Genomic DNA, 19,866 nt, shown 5'->3' with positions numbered 1-19,866 from the left:
GGTTCTCAGTGATCTGGGTGCAGCGCGCCGCCGATGTACATCGACGCCAGCATCGCGAACAGGAAAGCCTGCAGGAACTGGATGAACAGCTCGAACCCGGTCAGGATGATCGTCATGATCACACCCACCACGCCGACGGGAGCACCCAAGGGGGTCAGCTTCTCGAACAGGAACCAGAAGCCGACCATGCTGAAGAACGCGAGCAGCATGTGACCGGCGAACATGTTCGCGAACAGTCGGACCGCGTGCGTGAACGGTGCGATGATCATGTTCGAGAGGAACTCGATCGGCGCCAGGAGGAAGTAGATCGGCTTGGGCAGACCGGGCGGGAACATCATGTTCTTGAAGTAACCGATGCCGCCCTGGTGCTTGACGCCCAGGTAAACCTTGATCACGTAGATCGAGATCGCGAGCACGGCCGGGAACGCGATGTGCGAGGCGACCGGGAACTGCGCGAGCGGGATCACACCCAGGACGTTCCAGAACAGGACCAGGAAGAAGAGCGTGATCAGCAGGCCCATCCACCGATCGGCGTCCTTGCCGAGGAACGGCCGGGCGATCTGGTCGCGGACGAACATGTAGCCGTACTCGACGACGTTCTGGGTGCCCCTCGGCACGAGCTTCGGCTTGGCGAAAGCCACCCAGCACACCGCGATCACCACGAGCGCGCTGAGCATCGCCAGCAGGACCGGCTTGGTGAACCAGGTCACCCCAGGGATGATCGGCGTGAACGAATTGAACAGCTCATCGGGCGATGGCGCCCGGAAGTTGTCTTCGGGGGCGAGGACCGTCAGCGCAATCACGCGGCGTTCCCTTCAACGTCGTAGTGGATCACAAGGGTTTCCTCAGCGAGGCGATCGCTGCGTCGGGTTAGCGACCGAACTTCCGGTAGACCGCGTAGCCGCCGAGCACGACCCCAAGGACCACGCCTATGGGGAAGAACGCGGACATGTCGAGCCACCGGTCCAGCAACCACCCGAGACCGCCATAGATCGCCATCCCGGCGAGCAGATAGCTGGGGACTGACCACATGGCATCGGAGAAGTCGCGACCGTCGTGTTCCGGTCGGCGTTCCTGTGCGCTCATCGCGGCCCCGACGATAGCAGGCGAGTGGAGGACTAGTCATATCGGACCCCATCCCTTTACCTGCCTCATGAGTCGCCCTTTCCGGGGACCGAGGCTTCGGGGTCGACATAGAGCATCTTGGTCTTCATGAACGCGCGGACCTCGAACCCGGTCCAGACGAGCGTGCAGCCGACCACGGACCACGCGAAGGCCTGGGTGTTCCAGGCGGTGGTCTCACGGAAGGCGGTGAGCACCGCCATGATGGCGATGACCTTGACGAGGTAGCTGACCATGGCCGCGATCGCCATCATCTGCGGGGAGACGCGGGCGGCATAGGAGACCGCTACCACGCTGACGCTGAAGAAAACCCCGACGAGCAAGGTGCCGAGGGCCGCGCCGAGCGCTCCCTTGCCGCCCGCCACGAGGAAAGCGACGATGACCGCGACCACCCCGACCGCGAAGGTCGGAACAGCGGCGCTCTTGAGTACGCGCACGTCGTTGGCCTGCATCGGTGCTCCATCAGCATGTTGTCAAGCGAGCGTTTGCTACCTCCAGAACATGTGCGTCTGGAGGTCCCTGCTCGTGAAAGATATCACAAGCTCACGGAAGACCGCTTTTACCTGCCGTTTCTAGTTCCCAATCAAGGACGACTCGGAAATGCAGGAATGACCGGTTTGCCCTCGGCGCTCGCGCGTTCCTGCGAGGACGGGCCGCTCTGCGGCGGCATCTGCCGCCTGACCTCGGTGTCCGGCGGGATCGGCGGCATCGGGCCGGTGGGCGGGCCGTCGTCGTCGGGCTGCTTGTTGCGCGCCGCCGAGTGCGCGCCGCCCCTGCCCCGCCAGCGGGGCGCCGCCATCAGGACGAGCACCGCCAGCGCCAGCACGATGACCACGACGAACAGCAGCACCGGCACACCCTCGCGCGACATCGCCACCAAGCCGAAGGCGAACAGGAACGCCCACGCGTACATGATCAGCACCGACCGGCGGTGCGAGTGGCCGATGTCCAGCAGCCGGTGGTGCAGGTGACCCCGGTCGGGGGCGAACGGCGACATGCCGTGGGACGTGCGCCGGACCACGGCGGTGATCAGGTCGATCAGCGGCAGGACCAGCACCGCCGCCGGCAGCATCAGCGGCAGCAGCACCGGGACCTTGTTCATGTCCTCGATGGCGGCCGGGTCGAGCGGCGTGACCGTGACGATCGACGAGGCGAGCACCAGCCCGATCAGCATCGCCCCGGTGTCGCCCATGAAGATCTTCGCGGGATGGAAGTTGTGCGGCAGGAAACCCAGGCACGTGCCGATGAGGACGGCCGCGATGGCCGCCGTCGTGGTGATGTTCCCCACGCTCATGCTCTGGGCCAGCAGGATCGAGTACGCCCACGTGGCCATGGCGGCGATGCACACGATGCCGGCCGCGAGCCCGTCGAGACCGTCGACGAAGTTCACGGCGTTGATGGTGACCACCACGATCATGATGGTGATGATCGTGCTCAGCGTGTAGTCGAGGCTGGTGGAGCCGCCCCAGTCCTTGGGCAGCGGAATGTAGAGCAGCCGCAGGTCGAAAAAGACCAGCACGCCCGCCGCCGCGATCTGCCCGCCGAGCTTGATGAAGGCGTCCATGCCCCACCAGTCGTCGAGGAAGCCGGTGAGCGTGATCAGGCCGCCCGCGACGATCAGCGCGGTGACCGCCTTGGGGTTGTACTCCGACAGCGCCTCGCCGGTGTGTTTCAGCTGGGTGGCGACCAGCAGGCCGACCACCAGGCCGCCGTACATGGCCAGGCCGCCGAGCCTCGGCGTCGGCGTGGTGTGCACGTCGCGCTCGCGAACCTCGGGCATGGCTCCGATGCGGATGGCGAAGCGGCGCACCAGCGGGACCAGCAGATACGTCACCGCTGCCGAGATGAGCGCCATGAACAGGTATTCGCGCACGGACCTAGTTTCCCGGATGCTCCGGCCAGCTGTGACCGGAAACCGACACAGACCAGCTTAATATTCGCTGAGATATGGCTGATGGATGGCGAGAAGCGCCGACACTCTTTCCCTGACCTCGGGCGCGACGGACGGATCGCGCACAGCGCGCGAGATCAGACTTCCCACCTCTTTCATCTCCCTCGGGCCCATGCCCTGCGTGGTCACGCACGGCGTGCCCACCCGGATCCCCGAGGTGACCGCCGCAGGCTCCGGATCGTACGGGATGACGTTGCGGTTGAGCGTGATCCCGGCGGCCGCGCAGCGCCGTTCGGCCTCGGCCCCGGACACGCCCAGCTCACGCAGGTCGATCAACGCCAGATGGGTGTCCGTGCCGCCCGTGACCGGACGCATGCCCTCCACTGCCAGCGCGTCGGCGAGCGTACGGGCATTGGCGACGACGCGGCCCGCGTACTCGGCGAACTCCGGCCGCAGCGCCTCCCCGAACGCCACCGCCTTGGCCGCCACGGCGTGCATCAGCGGCCCTCCCTGCACGAACGGGAACACCGCCCGGTCGATCTTCGCGGCCAGTTCCTCCGTGCACAGGATCGCGCCGCCGCGCGGCCCGCGCAGCACCTTGTGGGTGGTCAGCGTCACGACGTCCGCGTACGGCACCGCCGACGGGATCACCCCGCCCGCCATCAGCCCGATCGGGTGCGCCACGTCGGCGAGCAGCCACGCGCCCACCTCGTCGGCGATGCCGCGGAAGATCGAGAAGTCGATCAGCCTCGGGTACGCGGTCGCGCCGCACACGATCACCTTGGGCCGCCCCCGCAGCGCCAGGTCCCGCACCTCGTCGTAGTCGATGAGCTCGGTGTCGCGCCGCACGCCGTAGGAGGCGACGTCGAACCACCTCCCCGAGAAGTTCACCTTCGAGCCGTGCGTGAGGTGGCCGCCGTGCGGGAGCGCCATGGCGAGCATGGTGTCGCCCGGCTGGAGCAGCGCGGCGTAGGCGGCCAGGTTGGCGGTGGCCCCGGAATGCGGCTGGACGTTGGCGTGCTCGGCCCCGAACAGCCTGCGCGCCCGCTCGACGGCCAGGCGTTCGGCCCGGTCGACCACCTCGCAGCCGCCGTAGTAGCGCCTGCCGGGGTAGCCCTCGGCGTACTTGTTGGTGAGGGTGGAACCCAGGGCGGCCATGACGGCCGGGGAGGTGAAGTTCTCGCCGGCGATCAGCTGGATGCCGGCGCGGACCCGTGCGAGCTCGTCGAGCAGCACCTGCGCCAGCTCGGGATCCTGCCGCCGCAACTGCCCGAAGTCGGGACCGTAGTAGGGCTCACCACCCATCCCTCCACTGTACGACCGCATGCCCGATTTGCCCAGGTAGAAGGCCCGTGGCGGTCGTTGTCTCGTCCGGAGTGGTTGCGCGTGGCGGTCGTTGTCTCGTCCGGAGTGGTTGCGCGTGGCGGTCGGTGTCTCGTCCGGAGTGGTTGCGCGTGGCGGTCGGTGTCCGCCAGGGGTGGTTGCGCGTGGCGGTGGTCGTTCTCCGGGGCGCTCCCCGTGAGGACCCTTGGCTTTGAGGACCCTCACCCGTGAGGGCCGTTGCCCATGGGAGCCGTCATCTGGGAGGGCCGTCGTTCGCGGAGACGGGCGCCTGCGGGGGGCGCCTGCGGGTCAGGGGAAGGCGTGCGGTGCGCCGGTCTGGCTGGGGATCCATCTCGGGGTGTCGTCGGCCTCATCGCTGATCGCGGTGAGCACGGAGTGGCGGTAGACGGCCAGCTTGGACCGCCATTCCCGGATGTCCTGCACATAGCGCTCGCCGACCGGGGCGTCCCAGGTCTGCGGGCTCTTGGCCAGTGTGTACGCCTTGTCGAGGGCCGTGCTGAGCTTCTCCAACATGGGCATGACGGTGTTCCAGGCGGTGATGAGACGTTCGTAGTCCGGGTTGAACTCGTAGGCCAGCGGCTGGTTGTCCAGCGGGCCCGCCGCGGTGACGGGGGGCATCTCGTCCCTGCTCCTGGGCCTGGGGGCGGGCGGGTCGACGTACATCACGCACTCCTTCCCGGCGTCCCGGAGTCGATCTCACCTGTCGGACCGTCCGGCCTGATGTCCTCGGGCATCCATTCGCCCTTGCCGTACTCGCCGGGCGGAACCTCCACGGACGGCATGTCGAGCGGCTGAATGCCGCGGGCGTCCTGGATCAGCGTCCTGAGCACGTCCTCCCCGGCGTCGGGCAACTCCACCGCCACAACCCCGTCACCCACACTCACCCACTTCCCGCCATGGCCGCCGCCGCCGACATCCAACCCCTGCACCCCACCGCCGACGCCATGACCGGTTGCACCGTGACCGCTGGCACCGTGATGAGCATTCACGCCGTAAGCACCCGCACCACCGTCCGCCGCCGTAGCCGTCGCACCACCTGCGCTCGCGCCCCCTGCTCCCCCAGCCGGTACGTCGCCTCCAGGAGGTACGGCCGCCCCTCCCCCCGGCGCCGTAGGCGGAATCCGCACCCCGGTAGAAGCATCACCACGCCCACCCCCACCTCCATCGGCAGTACCACCACCGCCCCGACCAGCCTCGACGCCGCCATCAGCACGACGCCCGTCCGCTGCACCACCATCAGAACGGCCCGCATCCGCTGCGCCACCATCAGAGCGACCGGCATCGGTTGCCCCGCCGCCAGTCCCGCCATCGGCGCGTCCGCCATCCGCGCCACCGGAGCCCCCACCGACGTCACGACCAACGTTCGTAGCACCGCCATCAGCCCGAGCCCCGTCGGAACGCGCGCCATCAGCGTTGCCGCCACCGGCGTCACGGCTGCCGTTCGCGTCCTTGCCGTCCGCGCAGGCGCCGCCGTCAGCGCGGTCGGTGCCCGCGGCGCCCCCCTCGGAGCGACCAGTGTCCGTTGTGCCGCCATGGGAGCGACCGGTGTCGGTAGTACCGCCGTCCGAGCGGCCGGTGTCCGCGGTGCCGCCGTCGGAGCGGCCGGTGTCGCTGTTCGCGACGCCGGTGGACCCGTCGGTTCGGCCCGTGCCGTGGTCCGTGTGGCCATTTGTGCCGTCGGCTTGACCGGTGTCGCCGATGGGCTGGGTGCCAGTGCCGGTGGTGGCGTCGGGGCGGGTTTGGGTGGAGGAAGCGCCGTCGGGGTGGGTGCCGTGGGCGTTGCCCGCGTCTCCGGGAGTGCCGTAGTGACCGCTCTCGCCTGCTGCGGTGCCGACGTGCGAGCCCGTGTCCCCTGCGGTGCCGGCGTGCGAGCCCGTGTCCCCTGCGGTGCCGGCGTGCGAGCCCGTGTCCCCTGCGGTGCCGACGTGGGAGCCCGCGGCCTCTGATGTGCCGACGCGGGTGTCCGGGAGTCCTGGTGTGTCGTAGGGGTGGCGGCCGGTGGTGCCTGGGGTGGTGGTCGAGGGGTCGGTGCCGCCCTCTCCTGTCGGCACCGACAGCCCTTCGCCCCCGCCCGCCGTCGCCCCGGCGCCATCGGCGTGCACCGTCGGCATGTCGGCGGGCTGCACGTTGTCGACGTTCTTGAGCAGGGACTCCAGTTGTTCGGCCGTGGGCGGGTCGATGGGGACCTGGAGAACCTTCACGCCGTCGACCACCACGACCTGGGGCTTGTGCGCGTCGGCCGGTCGGTCGTCGGCGGGGACGTCGGTCGTGCCGGTGTCGGCTTCCGCTCCCCGGTCGCGCCTGCTGTCCTGGTCGGCGGCCTTCGGATCGTCGACGGACGAGGTGTCGCCGGTCCCGCCGTCGGTCCGGGTGTCGGTTCCGGTGTCGGTTCCGCGAGGGTCGTTCGTGCGGGTCCCGGTGTCCTTGTCGGTGTCGTCGCACGACTTGCCGTCAGCGTCGGCCTTGGCGTCGTCGCCGGTCTTGGTGCCATCGCCGGTCTTCGGGCTGTCGCCCGCTTTGTGCCCGTCGCCCGTCTTGGTGTCGTGGTCCTTCGGCGTGGGTGGTTCCGTGGGCTTCGGGTCGTGGTCCTTCGGGGCGGGTGGGTCGGCGGGCTTGGTGTCGGGGGCCTTCGAAGGTGGCTCGGTGGGTTTCGGGTCGTGGTCCTTCGAGGCGTCGGGGTGTTTGGGGATGGCAGGGGGCGGGTCGTCGGCGCGGGGGTTGTCGTACTTGTCGTTGCGGGTGCCCGGCAGTTCCTTGGGCTCGTCGTCCTTGCCGCCGCCGCCCGTCTTCGACGTGTCTCCCAGCTTCCCGTCGGCGCGCTTCTCCAGGACGGCCAGCCGCGCGTTGACGTCCTTGACCATGTGATCGGCGGAGTCGGCCACCTGGACCGGACGATGGGTGCTCCGCGTGGACAGCCCGGCACGGCTCATCACCGCTCTGACCTGGTCCTCGGCCGTACGCAGCACCGAGGACGCGTGCTTGACCTCGGTCAGCAGGTCACGGACCAGCTGCGGATCCATGCCGTCGAACTTGCCCATGGGCCACTCCCGGACGTGTCGCCGTTCCGGGACTCACCGTAATCGTGTCCGAGGCACCGCCGCAGCCGGGATAAAAAGACGGTATACGTCAGTCGTCGGTGGCGACGTAACCGATGATGCCGCGCAGCTTCTCCACCGGGATCGCGCCACGGCGCAGCAGGCGGGGCACCGCCGTGGTGAGGTCGAGGATGGTGGAGGGCGTGTTGTCGGTGGTCTTGCCGCCGTCGAGGTAGACCGCGACCGAGTCGCCGAGCTGCTCCTGGGCCTCCTCCGCCGTCGTCGCCGCGGGGGCGCCGGAGCGGTTGGCGCTGGAGACGGCCATCGGGCCGGTCTCCTTGAGCAGGTCGAGCGCGACCGGGTGGAGCGGCATGCGGACCGCGACCGTGCCCTTGGTGTCCCCCAGGTCCCAGGAAAGGGCCCTGTTGGCCCTGCAGACCAGCGTGAGCGGCCCGGGCCAGAAGGCGTCGATGAGATCCTGCCCATAGGGCCCGAGGTCGTCCACGAGCGCTGTGGCGGCTCTGACGGTGCCCACGAGGACGGGCGGAGGCATGTCGCGGCCGCGCCCCTTGGCGTCGAGCAGCGCGGTGACGGCCGGCGGCATGAACGCGTCGGCGCCGATGCCGTAGACGGTGTCGGTCGGCAGCACGACCAGCTCGCCGCGGCGCACGGCGGTGGCGGCCTCGATCAGGCCCTCGGCGCGCTGGTCGAGGTCGGAGCAGTCAAAGCGTCTTCCCACGGCGTGCATCCTAGTCCTGGCCGAGTCTGGCCGTGACGAAGCGGTCCCTTCGGGTGAGGTCCTGGCGCAGGCGGACGTCGCGCCAACCGTTGTCCTCGGGGAAGGTCAGGTAGACGGCCCTGCCCTGCTCGTCGGCGTGTTCGACGGCCACCCAGCCGCCGGGGCGCAGCAGGCGGCGGGCGGTGCGTTCGACCGCGCGCACCTCGCCCAGCCCGTCGTCGCCGGAGCCGTACAGGGCCCTGGAGGGGTCGTAGTCGCGGACCTCGGGGTCGCGCGGGATGGCGCCGGGCGGGATGTACGGCGGGTTGGAGATCACCAGGTCGACCTTGCCGTTGAGCTCGGGAAGGGCTCCGGCGAGGTCTTCCGGGTGCAGGTGCGTACGCCCCTGGCCCAGCTCGGAGATGTTGCGCTTGGCCCAGGTGTAGGCCGCCGGGTCGACCTCGACGGCGTGCACCTCGGCGAGCGCGACCTCCTGGGCGATCGACAGCGCGATGGCCCCCGAGCCGGTGCCGAGGTCGACGACGAGCGGGGCCGTCACGTCCATGGCGCGCAGAGTCTCGATCGCCCACCCGGCCATGACCTCGGTCTCCGGCCGCGGCACGAACACGCCGGGGCCGACCGCCAGTTCCAGGTAGCGGAAGTAGGCGTGGCCGGTGATGTGCTGCAGCGGCTCACGCGCCTCGCGCCGGGCGATGCCCTCCCAGAACAGCGCGTCGAAGTCGGAGTCCTTGACCGTGTGGAGCTCGCTCCTGCGCACGCCGTGGACGAACGCCGCGATCTCCTCCGCGTCGGTGCGCGGCGAAGGCACACCTGCCTCGGCCAGCCGGGCGGTGGCTAGAGCGATCTCGTCCAGCAGAAATGTCATGAGTGTTGTGCGAGCTTCTCCGCCATCTCGGCGTCGATGAGTGCCTGGGTGACGGCGGTGAGCTCGCCGTCGAGAACCTGGTCGAGGTTATACGCCTTGAAGCCTACGCGGTGGTCGGAAATCCGGTTCTCGGGAAAGTTGTACGTGCGGATGCGCTCGGAACGGTCGACCGTGCGAACCTGCGACTTGCGCTCGGCCTGCGCCGCGGCGTCGGCCTGCTCCTGGGCCACGGCCAGCAGGCGGGCACGCAGGATGCGCATCGCCGACTCCTTGTTCTGGAGCTGGCTCTTCTCGTTCTGGCAGGAGACGACCACGCCCGTGGGCAGGTGGGTGATGCGGACGGCCGAGTCGGTCGTGTTGACACTCTGGCCGCCGGGACCGCTGGAGCGGTAGACGTCGATGCGCAGGTCGTTAGGGTCGATCTGGACCTCGACCTCCTCCGCCTCCGGGTAGACCAGCACGCCCGCGGCGCTCGTGTGGATGCGGCCCTGGGACTCGGTGACGGGCACCCGCTGCACGCGGTGGACGCCGCCCTCGAACTTGAGCCTGGACCACACGCCCTCGTCGCCCTTGGCCTTGATGCCGACCGTGACGTCCTTGTAGCCGCCGAGGTCGGAGGGCTGGGTGTCGATGATCTCGGTCTTCCAGCCCAGGCGCTCGGCGTACCGGAGGTACATGCGCAGCAGGTCGCCGGCGAACAGCGCGGACTCCTCGCCGCCCTCGCCCGCCTTGATCTCCATGATGATGTCTTTGTCATCGTTGGGGTCGCGCGGGATGAGCAGGTGCCTGAGCTTCTCCTCAAGCTGCGGGATGCGCTCTTCGAGCTCGGCCGCCTCGGCGGCGAACGCCTCGTCCTCGCCGGCCAGTTCCTTGGCCGCGGTCAGGTCGTCGCGGGCGGAGTCGAGCTCGCGGTAGGTGCTGACGATCGGGGTGAGCTGGCTGTAGCGCCGGCCGAAAGTGCGGGCCTTGTTCTGGTCGGCGTGCACGGCGGGGTCGGCAAGCTGCAGCTCCAGCTCGGAATACTCCTTGAGCAACTCGTCGAGGTTCACCGTGGGTCCTTCAGTGGTTTGAATGCCGTTTCACCAAGAACGCCGACCCGGCGCACGTGGTGCGGGCCGGGTCGGCGTTGGTGAAGCTACTTGCCCGTGGCCTTCTTGCCGAAGCGCTTCTCGAAGCGAGCCACCCGGCCGCCGGTGTCGAGGATCTTCTGCTTGCCCGTGTAGAACGGGTGGCAGGCGGAGCACACGTCGGCGTGGATGACGCCGTTCTTCGCGGTGCTGCGGGTCGTGAACGTGTTACCGCAGGAGCAGGAGACCTGCGTCACGTGGTAATCGGGGTGGATGTCGGGCTTCATGGCTGTCCTTTCGGGCTGCGGCCGCCGGGTCGCCTTCACGCATGGCGTGAACCGGAACCGCAAAATGGTCAGCTACCAGTGTGCCAGATCGTGCAACCTCCCCAGGCCATGAGGCATTCCCACGATCTTCATGACGCGGCCGCACGCGTCACACTAGGCTCCCACGCACAAACTATCACTTTCCCCTCAAATGGGACTTAGCCAAAGGATCACCCAACTGATGAAGAGAAGGGTGCGGCTGCTCCTCGCGGCCGCCACGGGGGCCGCCGTTCTCCTCGGAGGCGCCGGTCTCTCGGCCACCGGCGCGTCGGCCTCGGCGTACGCGCTGGCGGACGACTTCACGGGAGACGCGTCGGCGAACGCGTACATCCCCCTGGAGAAGGACGTCGACGCGACCGTCACGCTCAAGCTCAAGAACCCGGACACCGTCACCGCCGTGACCGGGACCATCGAGCCGCCCGGCAAGACGGCCAAGACGGTGTCGTTCGACTTCACGCCGAGCACGCCGAGCACGTCCACCCCCACCGCCACGCCGACTACCACGCCGTCCCCGGTCGCGGACAAGACGATCACCGGCAAGTGGACGATCGGCAAGGACGACCCGGCGGGCGACTGGAAGCTCACCGTCAACGTCGCCCGGTCGGGCGGGAGCAGCCCGAGCACCTTCACCGTCAAGGTCTCCGGCAAGCAGGGCATCTCCGGCGCGAACGTCACGCCCGACCCGGTCCAGCTCGTCAAGGGCAGGGACACCAAGGTCACGGTCGAGGCGTCGGTGAAGGACGCGGGCACGGTCTCGGCCAAGCTCGTCAGCGACACCACCAGCGAGTACTACGACCTCGGTGAGCTGGCCAAGGAGTCGGACACCTACTACCGGGGCGTCACGTACTTCACCGACGACACCACCGAGGGCTCCTGGACCCTTGAGGTGTACGCCACCCGCGGCGGCCAGACGCTCAAGGGCGAGGCGTCGTTCTCGGTCGTCGCCCCGACCGGCGGCGCGTCGAAGAAGGTCAAGACCCGGGTGACGATCTCGGCCCCGAACAAGGTCACCAAGGGCCGCGCGTTCAAGGTGTACGGCAAGGTCTACCGCGGCACCAAGGCGTACAAGGGCAAGATCGTCGAGGTGTACTTCAAGACCAAGGGCACCAAGACGTACAAGTTCATGGGTTACGCCAAGGCCACCTCGACCGGCAAGTACAGCAAGACGTTCAAGGGCAAGAAGGACGGCTACTTCCAGGTCAAGGTGCCCGGCACGAGCAAGACGCGCACCTCCCTGTCGCCGCAGGAGTTCGTGGACGTCAGGTAGCGGGTACGGCCCGCATCCCCAACCCCGGGTGCAGGCCGTATCAGCGACCCAGGTACGTCAGGACGGCGAGTACCCGCCGATGGTCCTCGGGCGCCGGCCCGAGGGCCAGCTTGGTGAAGATGCCGGACACGTGTTTCTCCACCGCGCCTTCGGTGACGACCAGCCTGGAGGCGATGGCGGTGTTCGAACGGCCCTCGGCCATCAGGGCCAGGACCTCGCGCTCCCGGGGGGAGAGCAGGTCGAGCGGCGCGCCCCTGCGCCTGCGGCTGAGCAGTTGCACGACGACCTCCGGGTCGACGACCGTGCCGCCCGCCGCCACCTGGCGCACCGCCTCCATGAACTCGGCCACGTCGGCCACCCGCTCCTTCAGCAGGTAGCCGACGGCGCGGCCGATCAGCTCGCCCGCGTAACGCTCCTCGACGTACTGGGACAGCACCAGGATCGGGAAGTCGGGCCGGGCCGCGCGGACCCTCAGCGCCGCCTTCAGCCCCTCGTCGGTGTGGGTGGGCGGCATGCGCACGTCGACGATCGCCAGGTCGGGCTCGTGTTCGAGGACCGCGGCCACCAGCGCCGGCCCGTCGGACACGGCGGCCACGGTCTCGAAGCCGCCGTCGGCGAGCAGCCGCGCCAGCCCCTCGCGTAACAGTACGGAATCCTCGGCGATGACCACGCGCATGAGCACATGACTACCATTCGCAGGGCAGCTCCGCGCGCACGATCGTCGGCCCGCCGACGGGGCTGTGCAGCACGAGCACGCCGTCGATGGTGGCCGCCCGGTCGGCCAGCCCCGACAGGCCGCCGCCCGGCGTGACGAGGGCGCCGCCGATGCCGTTGTCCCACACGTCCACGACCACGCCGCGGTCGTCCCTGAACACCGCCACCGACGCCTCCGTCGCGCCCGAGTGCTTGGCCAGGTTGGTCAGGGCCTCGGCGACGATGAAGTACGCGATGCTCTCCACCGCCGCGGGCGGCCGTTCGGACAGCTCGACGGAGACGTCCACGTGCACCGGGGCCCGCGCGGCCAGCCCCGACAGCGCCGCGTCGAGCCCGCGGTCGGTGAGGATGGCCGGATGGATGCCGCGGGCGAGGTTGCGCAGCTCGGCGATGGCCGCCTTCGTGCCCGCGTGGGCCTGCACGATCAGCGTCCTGGCCGCCTCCGGGTCGGTGTCGAACTTGGCCTGCGCCCGTCCGAGGTCCACCGCCACCGACAGCAGCCGCTGCTGCGCGCCGTCGTGCAGGTCACGCTCGATCCTGCGGCGTTCGGCCTCGGCCGCGTCGATGCCCCTGGCCCTGCTGGCCCGCAGCCGCTCCTCCTCGCTGCCGCCGAGCAGCACCGTGGCGAGCGTGCCGTGCAGCCAGGCCATCCCCCGTACGAGATAGGCCGTCACGACGAGCAGCAGCACCCCGAACGCGCCCGCCGCCAGCGCGCCCGTCCAGTCGTCGATGACCAGGCCGCTGCGCACGTCGCCCAGGACGTACAGGACGCGTGCGAAGGGCGCGAGCAGCAGCATCCCCGTGGCCGTCCACAACGCGACCGACAACGCGGACTCGACCAGGCCCAGCGGCACCAGCATGAGGAGGTAGCCGAGGTCCTGCCAGGTGGCCTTGTCACCCAGCAGCCAGGTGAGGTGCGCCAGCAGCCCGCCCTCGGGCCTGCTCCGGTACGGGTCCGCGATCCGCACCCCGAACGCCGCCCCCATCAGCCGCCGCTCCAGCATCGCCCCGCCGCGCCACATCAGCACGGCCGCCATCGTCAGCGGCAACCCCACCCAGACGATCACCAGCGGCACCGCGACCGTCGTCGCCAGGGCCACGACGACGAACCAGGCCACCCCGAACCCCGCGCTGACCAGCAGGTACGGAGCCGCGCGCCAGGTCATGGGGTCCACCAGCACCCCTAACGGCCCCATCGGCCCGAACCGCACCCTGTCCTTCAGCCTCACCGATCGCATGCCTCCAGCCTGCCCGGCGGCGCGGGCGGGGTGAATGGAGCAGGCGTCCGGTCCACGGGTGGGGTTAACCCCACCCCCTCGGCCCCGCGCGAACGCGAAAGGGGCGGCGGGGAGAACTCCCCACCGCCCCTCAAGGCGCGCGGCCGCTAGTCGCGGTCGTTGCTCACCGTGGTCTTCTGGACCTGCATGAGGAACTCGGCGTTGGACTTGGTCTCCTTCATCTTCTCCAGGAGAAGCTCCAGAGCCTGCTGCATGTCCAGAGCGTGCAGCACCCGCCGCAGCTTCCAGACGATCTGCAGCTCGTCCTTGCCCATGAGGATCTCTTCCTTACGCGTGCCGGACGCGTCGACGTCGACCGCGGGGAAGATGCGCTTGTCGGCCAGGGAGCGGTTGAGCTTGAGCTCCATGTTGCCGGTGCCCTTGAACTCCTCGAAGATGACCTCGTCCATCTTGGACCCGGTCTCGACCAGGGCCGTGGCGAGGATCGTCAGCGAGCCGCCGTTCTCGATGTTGCGGGCGGCGCCGAAGAAGCGCTTGGGCGGGTAGAGCGCCGTGGAGTCGACACCACCCGACAGGATACGACCGGAGGCCGGGGCCGCCAGGTTGTAGGCACGGCCGAGTCGCGTGATCGAGTCGAGCAGGACGACCACGTCGTGACCCAGCTCCACCAGGCGCTTGGCGCGCTCGATGGCCAGCTCCGCGACCGTGGTGTGGTCCTCGGCCGGACGGTCGAAGGTCGAGTGGATGACCTCGCCCTTGACCGACCGCTGCATGTCGGTGACCTCTTCGGGACGCTCGTCCACGAGCACGACCATCAGGTGGCACTCGGGGTTGTTGCGGGTGATCGCGTTGGCAATCGCCTGCAGCACCATCGTCTTGCCGGCCTTCGGCGGCGAGACGATCAGACCGCGCTGGCCCTTGCCGATCGGCGAGACGAGGTCGATGATCCGCGTGGTGAGGATGTTGTGCTCGGTCTCCAGGCGCAGGCGCTCCTGCGGGTAGAGCGGCGTCAGCTTGTTGAAGTCGGGCCGGTTGCGGGCCTGCTCCGGGTCCATGCCGTTGACGGTGTCGAGGCGGACCAGGGCGTTGAACTTCTCGCGGCGCTCGCCGTCGCGCGGCTGGCGCACCGCGCCGGTGATGACGTCGCCCTTGCGCAGGCCGTTGCGGCGGATCTGGGCCAGCGAGACGTAGACGTCGTTGCTGCCCGGCAGGTAGCCGCTGGTCCTGACGAACGCGTAGTTGTCGAGGATGTCGAGGATGCCGGCGATCGGGATGAGCACGTCGTCGTCGCCGATGACGGGCTCGGTGCTGTCGAAGCGGTCACGGCCGCGGCCGCGGTTGCGCTCACGGAAACGGCCCCTGCGGCCACGGCCGCTGCCGTCGTCGTCGACGCCGCCGCGCTGGTCACCGCGCTGGTCACCGCGCTGGTCACCGCGCTGGTCGCCACGCTGGTCACCGCGCTGGTCACCGCGCTGGTCGCCACGCTGGTCACCGCGCTGGTCGCCACGGCCGCTCTCGGCGCGGCCGCCCTCACCGCGGTCGGCACGGTCACCGCGGTCGCTGCGCTCGCCGCGGTCACTGCGCTCGCCACGGTCACTGCGCTCGCCACGCTCGCGGCGCTCGCCGCGGCTGCGCCGCTCGCGACGGCTCTCACGCTCGCCCCGCGTGTCGGCCTGACCGGCGTCCACGACCTGGGCCTGCTGCTCGACGGCCGGCTCGGCCGGCGCGGCCACGGGCTCGGGGGCCGCGGCCACCGGCTCGGCGGCCTGCGGAGCGGCCTCCTCGGCGGGCTTGGTGCGGGAACGTTCCCTGCGCGTACGGGTGGGCCGCTCGGCCACGGGAGGCGCCGCCTCCGTCATGACGGGCGCAGCCTCGACCGCGGGTGCCGCCGGAGCGCCGTCTCCGGAGGCGCCACCCTGCTTCTCCTGGATGGCCGCGATGAGCTGGCTCTTCCGCATGCGCCCGGTGCCGCTGATGCCCAGCTCAGCGGCCATCTTCTGCAGCTCGGGCAGCACCTTGGCGGACAGGCCGGTGCCGGAGCGACGCGCACGAGGCTTGGCCGCGGCGCGGGTGGGGGTGTCGCCGGACGCGGGCTGAACGCCTGGTGCGTCGGAGAGGAGTTCGGTGGTGTCGCTCAACTAAAAGGTCCTTCCCAGGGGTCGGGCGCCGGTTTTGTTCTGCCGGGCGTCCCGGAGGTGCTTGCGACCCGGCGGGACAGACCGGGTCGGGGTGCACGTTGCGATCTTCGGCTGTCGCGGACGGCCGCCACTCTTGGGGAGGGGTTCGTCCAGGCCGCCACAGGACCGTGGCGCGTGGCTGACACCCCCCAGATTGCTGTCGCCAACCAGATGTCGATGTGCGTCGAACGCGCAGGTCCCCGTCGTCGCCGCCTCACGTTGAGCCAACCGGGTGTGGGCCAACCGGAGGCAACGGATTCCGGGGAGACAGCCGCGCTGCTCACGCCTCGCGACGTGAAACATGATGCAGCGATGTATGGCTGACAAGCACGCACCCACCAAGGGGGCATCTGGTGCGGCTATCAGCCTAACATCACCAGCGCACACGGCTATTCCCTGAAGGTCTAAAGAGGCATCAGCGTGTCTCGGGGAACTGAACGTTCGCACCAACCGGGTCGACGTCCATTTGCTGGATGTGCCAGTCATTACCCACTTCTGGCGCGATCAAATCCTGCGTATCCGGTGACGAAAACGCAAGAACCGTGGGACCCGCCCCCGAAACGACCGCGGGCACGCCGACTGCACGCAGACGTTCTACCAGACGTGCGCTCTCCGGCATGGCAGGCGCGCGGTAGGGCTGGTGGAGACGGTCTTCGGTGGCGGCGAGCAACAGCTCTGGTTCCGGTCGCGAGGTCAGCGCGGCGATCAGCAACGCGGCCCTGCCGGCGTTGAAGGAGGCGTCCTTGTGGGGCACGTCCTTCGGCAAGAGCCCCCGAGCGGTCTCCGTGGCCAGCCGCATCGTCGGGACGACGGCGACCGGACGGACCCTCTCGTCGGGGGCCAGCTTCACCATACGCGGCGCTCCGGCGTGGTCGGTCCAGGCCACCGTCAGGCCCCCGGCCAGGCACGGAGCGACGTTGTCCGGGTGGCCCTCCATCTCGGTGGCCAGCGCGAAGACGTCGTCGTCGGACAGGACGGCGTCGCTCAGCGCGCGGGCGGCCAGGATGCCGGCGCAGACGGCCGCGGAGGACGAGCCGAGGCCGCGGGCGTGCGGGATGCGGTTGACGCAGCGCAGGCTGATGCCCTCGGGCTGCGGCGCTCCCATGCGGGTGTACGCCTCGCGCATCGCCCTGATGACGAGGTGTCCCTCGCCGAGGTCCACCTCGCCCGCGCCTTCGCCCTCCACGCTCACGCGCACGCCCGGCTCGGCGGTGAGCGTGGCCTCCACGTCGTCGTAGAGGGTGAGCGCGAGGCCCAGCGCGTCGAAGCCGGGCCCCAGGTTGGCCGACGTGGCCGGCACGCGGATCCGCACCGTCGTCATTGGTTCACGATTCCCTCGTCGTTCGCTCACTGCCCGTGCGGGCCTCAGGCGAGGTTGAGCGCCGCGGCGGCGGCGTGCACGTCGATCGGGATGACCACCGGGGCGGGCGCGCCCGCGATGGCCCAGTCGGGGTCCTTCAGGCCGTTGCCGGTGACGGTGCACACGATGCGCCGCCCGGGCTCCACGAGCCCCTGGGAGTGGGCCTGGAGCAGCCCCGCGACGCTCGCCGCCGAGGCCAGCTCCACGAACACGCCCTCTTCCTGGGCCAGCAGCTTGTACGCCGCCGCGATCTGCCGGTCGGTCACCGCCTGGATGACGCCGCCGGACTCGTCGCGCGCCGCCGTGGCCAGGCCCCAGGACGCCGGGTTGCCGATGCGGATGGCGGTGGCGATCGTGTGGGGATGGGTCACCGGAGCGCCCTCGACGATCGGCGCGGAGCCGCTGGCCTGGAAGCCGAACATGCGCGGACGCTTCGTCGAGACCCCGTCTGCGGCGTACTCCTGGTAGCCCATCCAGTAGGCCGAGATGTTGCCCGCGTTGCCCACCGGGATGCAGTGGATGTCGGGCGCGTCGCCGAGCGTGTCGACGATCTCGAACGCGGCCGTCTTCTGGCCCTGCAACCGGAACGGGTTGACCGAGTTGACCAGCGCGATCGGGTAGCTGGAGGACAGCTTGCGGGTCATCTCCAGGCAGTCGTCGAACGACCCTTCGACCTGCAGCAGCGTGGCCCCGTGGACGAGCGCCTGCGCCAGCTTGCCCATCGCGATCTTGCCCTTGGGCACCAGCACGGCGCAGGTCAGCCCCGCGCGTACGGCGTAGGCCGCCGCGCTGGCCGAGGTGTTGCCGGTGGAGGCGCAGATGACCGCCTTGGCGCCCTCTTCGACCGCCTTGCTGATGGCCATGGTCATGCCACGGTCCTTGAAGCTGCCGGTCGGGTTGGCCCCCTCGACCTTCAGATAGACCTCGCAGCCCGTCAGCGCCGACACGCGGTGCGCCGGGACGAGCGGGGTGCCGCCTTCCAGGAGCGTGATGACGGGCGTCTTCGTGGTGACCGGAAGACGCTCTCGGTACTCCTCGATGAGGCCACGCCATGACCTGCCCATGATGACTCCCTACCTGCGGTGTTGGCCACCGAGTGTACGGGGTGCGCGGCGGTGACGCGGAGCCGAGTCCACTGTGTGGACAGGTCGTTGGACAGCGGCACTATTCAGGAAATTCTCAGCATCTCCCGATAAGGTCTCGGCAGGGGGTCACCATGAACGCGCGTCCTGCTTTGAGGCAGAACGACTATTCACCAGTAGTGCCGCCGGAGCTCGGGGCCTGGTCGCCGGGGTTGTCCGTGAGCGTGGTGATACCGGCGCACGGCGGGCAGGACAAACTCGATCTGGCGCTGGCCGCGCTGGCCGCGCAGACGTACCCGGACCAGCTGATGGAGGTCCTGGTCGTGGACGACGGCAGCGCGCCGCCCGTCCGGTTGCCGGAGATCCGGCCGGTCAACACCAGGCTTGTCCCGGTACGCGAAGGCTGGGGCATCTCGAACGCGGTCAACACGGGTGCGAAGGCCGCCGACGGCGAGATCATCCAGCGGCTCGACGCCGACATGGTCGCCTGCCGCGAGCACATCGAGGCCCTGGCCCGCTGGCACCACGTGACCGACTACCTGGTCACCATCGGGATGAAGAAGTTCGTCGACGCGCCGCCGGTCACCGCGCGCCAGGTCTTCGGCGCCGGACGCCTGGACGAGGTGTTCGACCTGGCCGGGGCCGTGTCGAGCTCGACCGAGGCGACGATCGAGAAGACCGACGGGCTGCGCAGGAGCCGCAACCCGTACCACGTGTGCACCGGGCCGACCTTCGCACTCCCCCGCGAGGTCTTCGACGCCGTGGGCGGCCTCGACCCGACCGTGGTGCGCGGCGAGGACACCGAGTTCTCCTACCGGCTGGCCATGCACGGCGTGGTGTTCGTGCCGGACCCGGCCGCCCAGGCCGTGCATCTCGGGCTGCCGGCGCAGCATCGCGACCGGGAGCGGGCCGTGCGGGCGGTGGAGCCGTACCTGGCGCACCGGATCCCGCTCCGCCGGGACCTGCGCAAGGACCGGGGGCGGCGGTGGCTGGTGCCGTACGTGGAGATCGTGCTGGACGTCACCGACACCTCCGAGTCGGTGGTGCGGCGGGCGGTGGCGGCGGCCCTGGACGGCAAGCTCCAGGACGTCGTGCTGACGCTGGTGGGCCCGTGGTCGAGGCTCGACGACGGACGGCGCGCGGTGTTGTCGGACCCGTGCTTCGAACTGCGGCTCATGCGCGACCTGTTCGCGCACGACGAACGCATCCGGCTCATCGACGAGGCCGCGCCGACGCCCGCGCCCACGCCGTTCCGCTACCGGGGGCCGGTGGACGTGCCGCTGCACCGGGCGACGCTTGAGCGCATGGTCGAGTCGGTGCAGAAGGACCTGGCGGGGGTGCTCGTCGTGGACCTGCCCGACGGGCGCACGGCCCGGCTCGAACGCACCTCGGCGCTGGGCCGGGCGCTGCTGCTCGCCGATCCCGGCGCCGACCTCGACGACGTCATCGACACCACCCACGGGGTGCGCCACGAGCCGCCGGACCGCTACTGGCCCGCGCCGCCGCAGCCGGAGCCGGTCACCATCCCCGCGACGGTGGCGGTTCCGGCCGAGTCCGCCGAGAACACCCTGTTCCGACGGCTGAAGTCAGCCCTGCGCCCGAACTGACCTCCCTGGACGCCGGGGGCGCCCGCGCGGCC

The 19,866-nt window shown here is 69.9% G+C and carries 18 protein-coding genes; 2 read left to right on the top strand and 16 right to left on the bottom strand.

The features are described from left to right. Positions 1 to 5 precede the first annotated feature (5 nt). The 11 genes from atpB to rpmE form a co-directional block, all read right to left on the bottom strand. The gene (gene atpB / locus ACWCSU_RS04085) at positions 6 to 803 is read right to left on the bottom strand and encodes a F0F1 ATP synthase subunit A (RefSeq protein ID WP_449933444.1); all 798 of its coding nucleotides are present in this window, start codon (positions 801 to 803) and stop codon (positions 6 to 8) included. Between the two features lie 67 nt (positions 804 to 870). Beyond that, a complete protein-coding gene (locus ACWCSU_RS04080) occupies positions 871 to 1,086 on the bottom strand; it encodes an AtpZ/AtpI family protein (RefSeq protein WP_357695095.1) in 216 nt (71 codons plus the stop codon). 65 nt (positions 1,087 to 1,151) lie between these two features. Beyond that, positions 1,152 to 1,574: a hypothetical protein gene (locus tag ACWCSU_RS04075; RefSeq protein ID WP_357695093.1), complete on the bottom strand. Its 423-nt coding sequence runs from the start codon at positions 1,572 to 1,574 to the stop codon at positions 1,152 to 1,154. A gap of 131 nt (positions 1,575 to 1,705) precedes the next feature. Further along, positions 1,706 to 2,995: a glycosyltransferase family 4 protein gene (locus ACWCSU_RS04070; protein WP_357695091.1), complete on the bottom strand. Its 1,290-nt coding sequence runs from the start codon at positions 2,993 to 2,995 to the stop codon at positions 1,706 to 1,708. A 57-nt stretch (positions 2,996 to 3,052) separates the two neighbouring features. Then, entirely contained in the window at positions 3,053 to 4,318 is a 1,266-nt protein-coding gene (locus ACWCSU_RS04065) for a serine hydroxymethyltransferase (RefSeq protein WP_449933440.1), read from the bottom strand. Between the two features lie 327 nt (positions 4,319 to 4,645). After that, complete coding sequence (locus tag ACWCSU_RS04060; protein WP_449933438.1) at positions 4,646 to 5,020, bottom strand: hypothetical protein; 375 nt, start codon at positions 5,018 to 5,020, stop codon at positions 4,646 to 4,648. Beyond that, the gene (locus ACWCSU_RS04055) at positions 5,020 to 7,395 is read right to left on the bottom strand and encodes a hypothetical protein (RefSeq protein ID WP_449933436.1); all 2,376 of its coding nucleotides are present in this window, start codon (positions 7,393 to 7,395) and stop codon (positions 5,020 to 5,022) included. Before ACWCSU_RS04055 ends, ACWCSU_RS04060 begins: the two co-directional genes overlap by 1 nt. A gap of 88 nt (positions 7,396 to 7,483) precedes the next feature. After that, the gene (locus tag ACWCSU_RS04050; RefSeq protein ID WP_357695083.1) at positions 7,484 to 8,140 is read right to left on the bottom strand and encodes an L-threonylcarbamoyladenylate synthase; all 657 of its coding nucleotides are present in this window, start codon (positions 8,138 to 8,140) and stop codon (positions 7,484 to 7,486) included. Between the two features lies 1 nt (position 8,141). Next, entirely contained in the window at positions 8,142 to 8,996 is an 855-nt protein-coding gene (prmC, locus tag ACWCSU_RS04045; protein ID WP_357695081.1) for a peptide chain release factor N(5)-glutamine methyltransferase, read from the bottom strand. Continuing rightward, positions 8,993 to 10,045, bottom strand: a complete 1,053-nt coding sequence (gene prfA / locus ACWCSU_RS04040; protein ID WP_357695079.1) for a peptide chain release factor 1 — start codon at positions 10,043 to 10,045, stop codon at positions 8,993 to 8,995. The genes prmC and prfA overlap by 4 nt, the downstream gene beginning before the upstream one ends. 86 nt (positions 10,046 to 10,131) lie before the next feature. Beyond that, positions 10,132 to 10,350 carry a 50S ribosomal protein L31 gene (gene rpmE, locus ACWCSU_RS04035; protein WP_352320396.1) on the bottom strand — a complete coding sequence of 73 codons (219 nt, stop codon included), beginning with the start codon at positions 10,348 to 10,350 and terminating at the stop codon, positions 10,132 to 10,134. Positions 10,351 to 10,570: 220 nt separating this feature from the next. Here rpmE and ACWCSU_RS04030 point away from each other — a divergent pair, with 220 nt between their 5' ends. Beyond that, a complete protein-coding gene (locus ACWCSU_RS04030; protein WP_449933432.1) occupies positions 10,571 to 11,656 on the top strand; it encodes a hypothetical protein in 1,086 nt (361 codons plus the stop codon). Between the two features lie 40 nt (positions 11,657 to 11,696). Here the strand turns inward: ACWCSU_RS04030 and ACWCSU_RS04025 are convergent, their stop codons facing one another. The 5 genes from ACWCSU_RS04025 to thrC form a co-directional block, all read right to left on the bottom strand. Beyond that, positions 11,697 to 12,332, bottom strand: a complete 636-nt coding sequence (locus ACWCSU_RS04025; RefSeq protein ID WP_357695075.1) for a response regulator transcription factor — start codon at positions 12,330 to 12,332, stop codon at positions 11,697 to 11,699. A gap of 10 nt (positions 12,333 to 12,342) precedes the next feature. Then, positions 12,343 to 13,608: a sensor histidine kinase gene (locus tag ACWCSU_RS04020; RefSeq protein WP_449933430.1), complete on the bottom strand. Its 1,266-nt coding sequence runs from the start codon at positions 13,606 to 13,608 to the stop codon at positions 12,343 to 12,345. A gap of 146 nt (positions 13,609 to 13,754) precedes the next feature. Then, complete coding sequence (gene rho / locus ACWCSU_RS04015) at positions 13,755 to 15,746, bottom strand: transcription termination factor Rho (RefSeq protein ID WP_449933428.1); 1,992 nt, start codon at positions 15,744 to 15,746, stop codon at positions 13,755 to 13,757. A gap of 454 nt (positions 15,747 to 16,200) precedes the next feature. Continuing rightward, positions 16,201 to 17,106, bottom strand: coding sequence for a homoserine kinase (gene thrB, locus ACWCSU_RS04010; protein WP_449933426.1), 906 nt, complete (start codon positions 17,104 to 17,106; stop codon positions 16,201 to 16,203). A gap of 44 nt (positions 17,107 to 17,150) precedes the next feature. After that, positions 17,151 to 18,209, bottom strand: a complete 1,059-nt coding sequence (gene thrC, locus ACWCSU_RS04005) for a threonine synthase (RefSeq protein WP_357695067.1) — start codon at positions 18,207 to 18,209, stop codon at positions 17,151 to 17,153. 236 nt (positions 18,210 to 18,445) lie between these two features. On the opposite strand from thrC, the gene ACWCSU_RS04000 reads away from it, so the two are divergent. Beyond that, on the top strand, positions 18,446 to 19,834 hold the full coding sequence (locus ACWCSU_RS04000) for a glycosyltransferase (RefSeq protein WP_449933423.1): 1,389 nt from the start codon (positions 18,446 to 18,448) through the stop codon (positions 19,832 to 19,834). Positions 19,835 to 19,866: the final 32 nt, after the last annotated feature.

This window comes from Nonomuraea sp. NPDC001699 (assembly GCF_053596455.1).
Note: the sequence above shows the minus strand (reverse complement) of the source record. Positions and strands in the feature narration are given on the sequence as shown.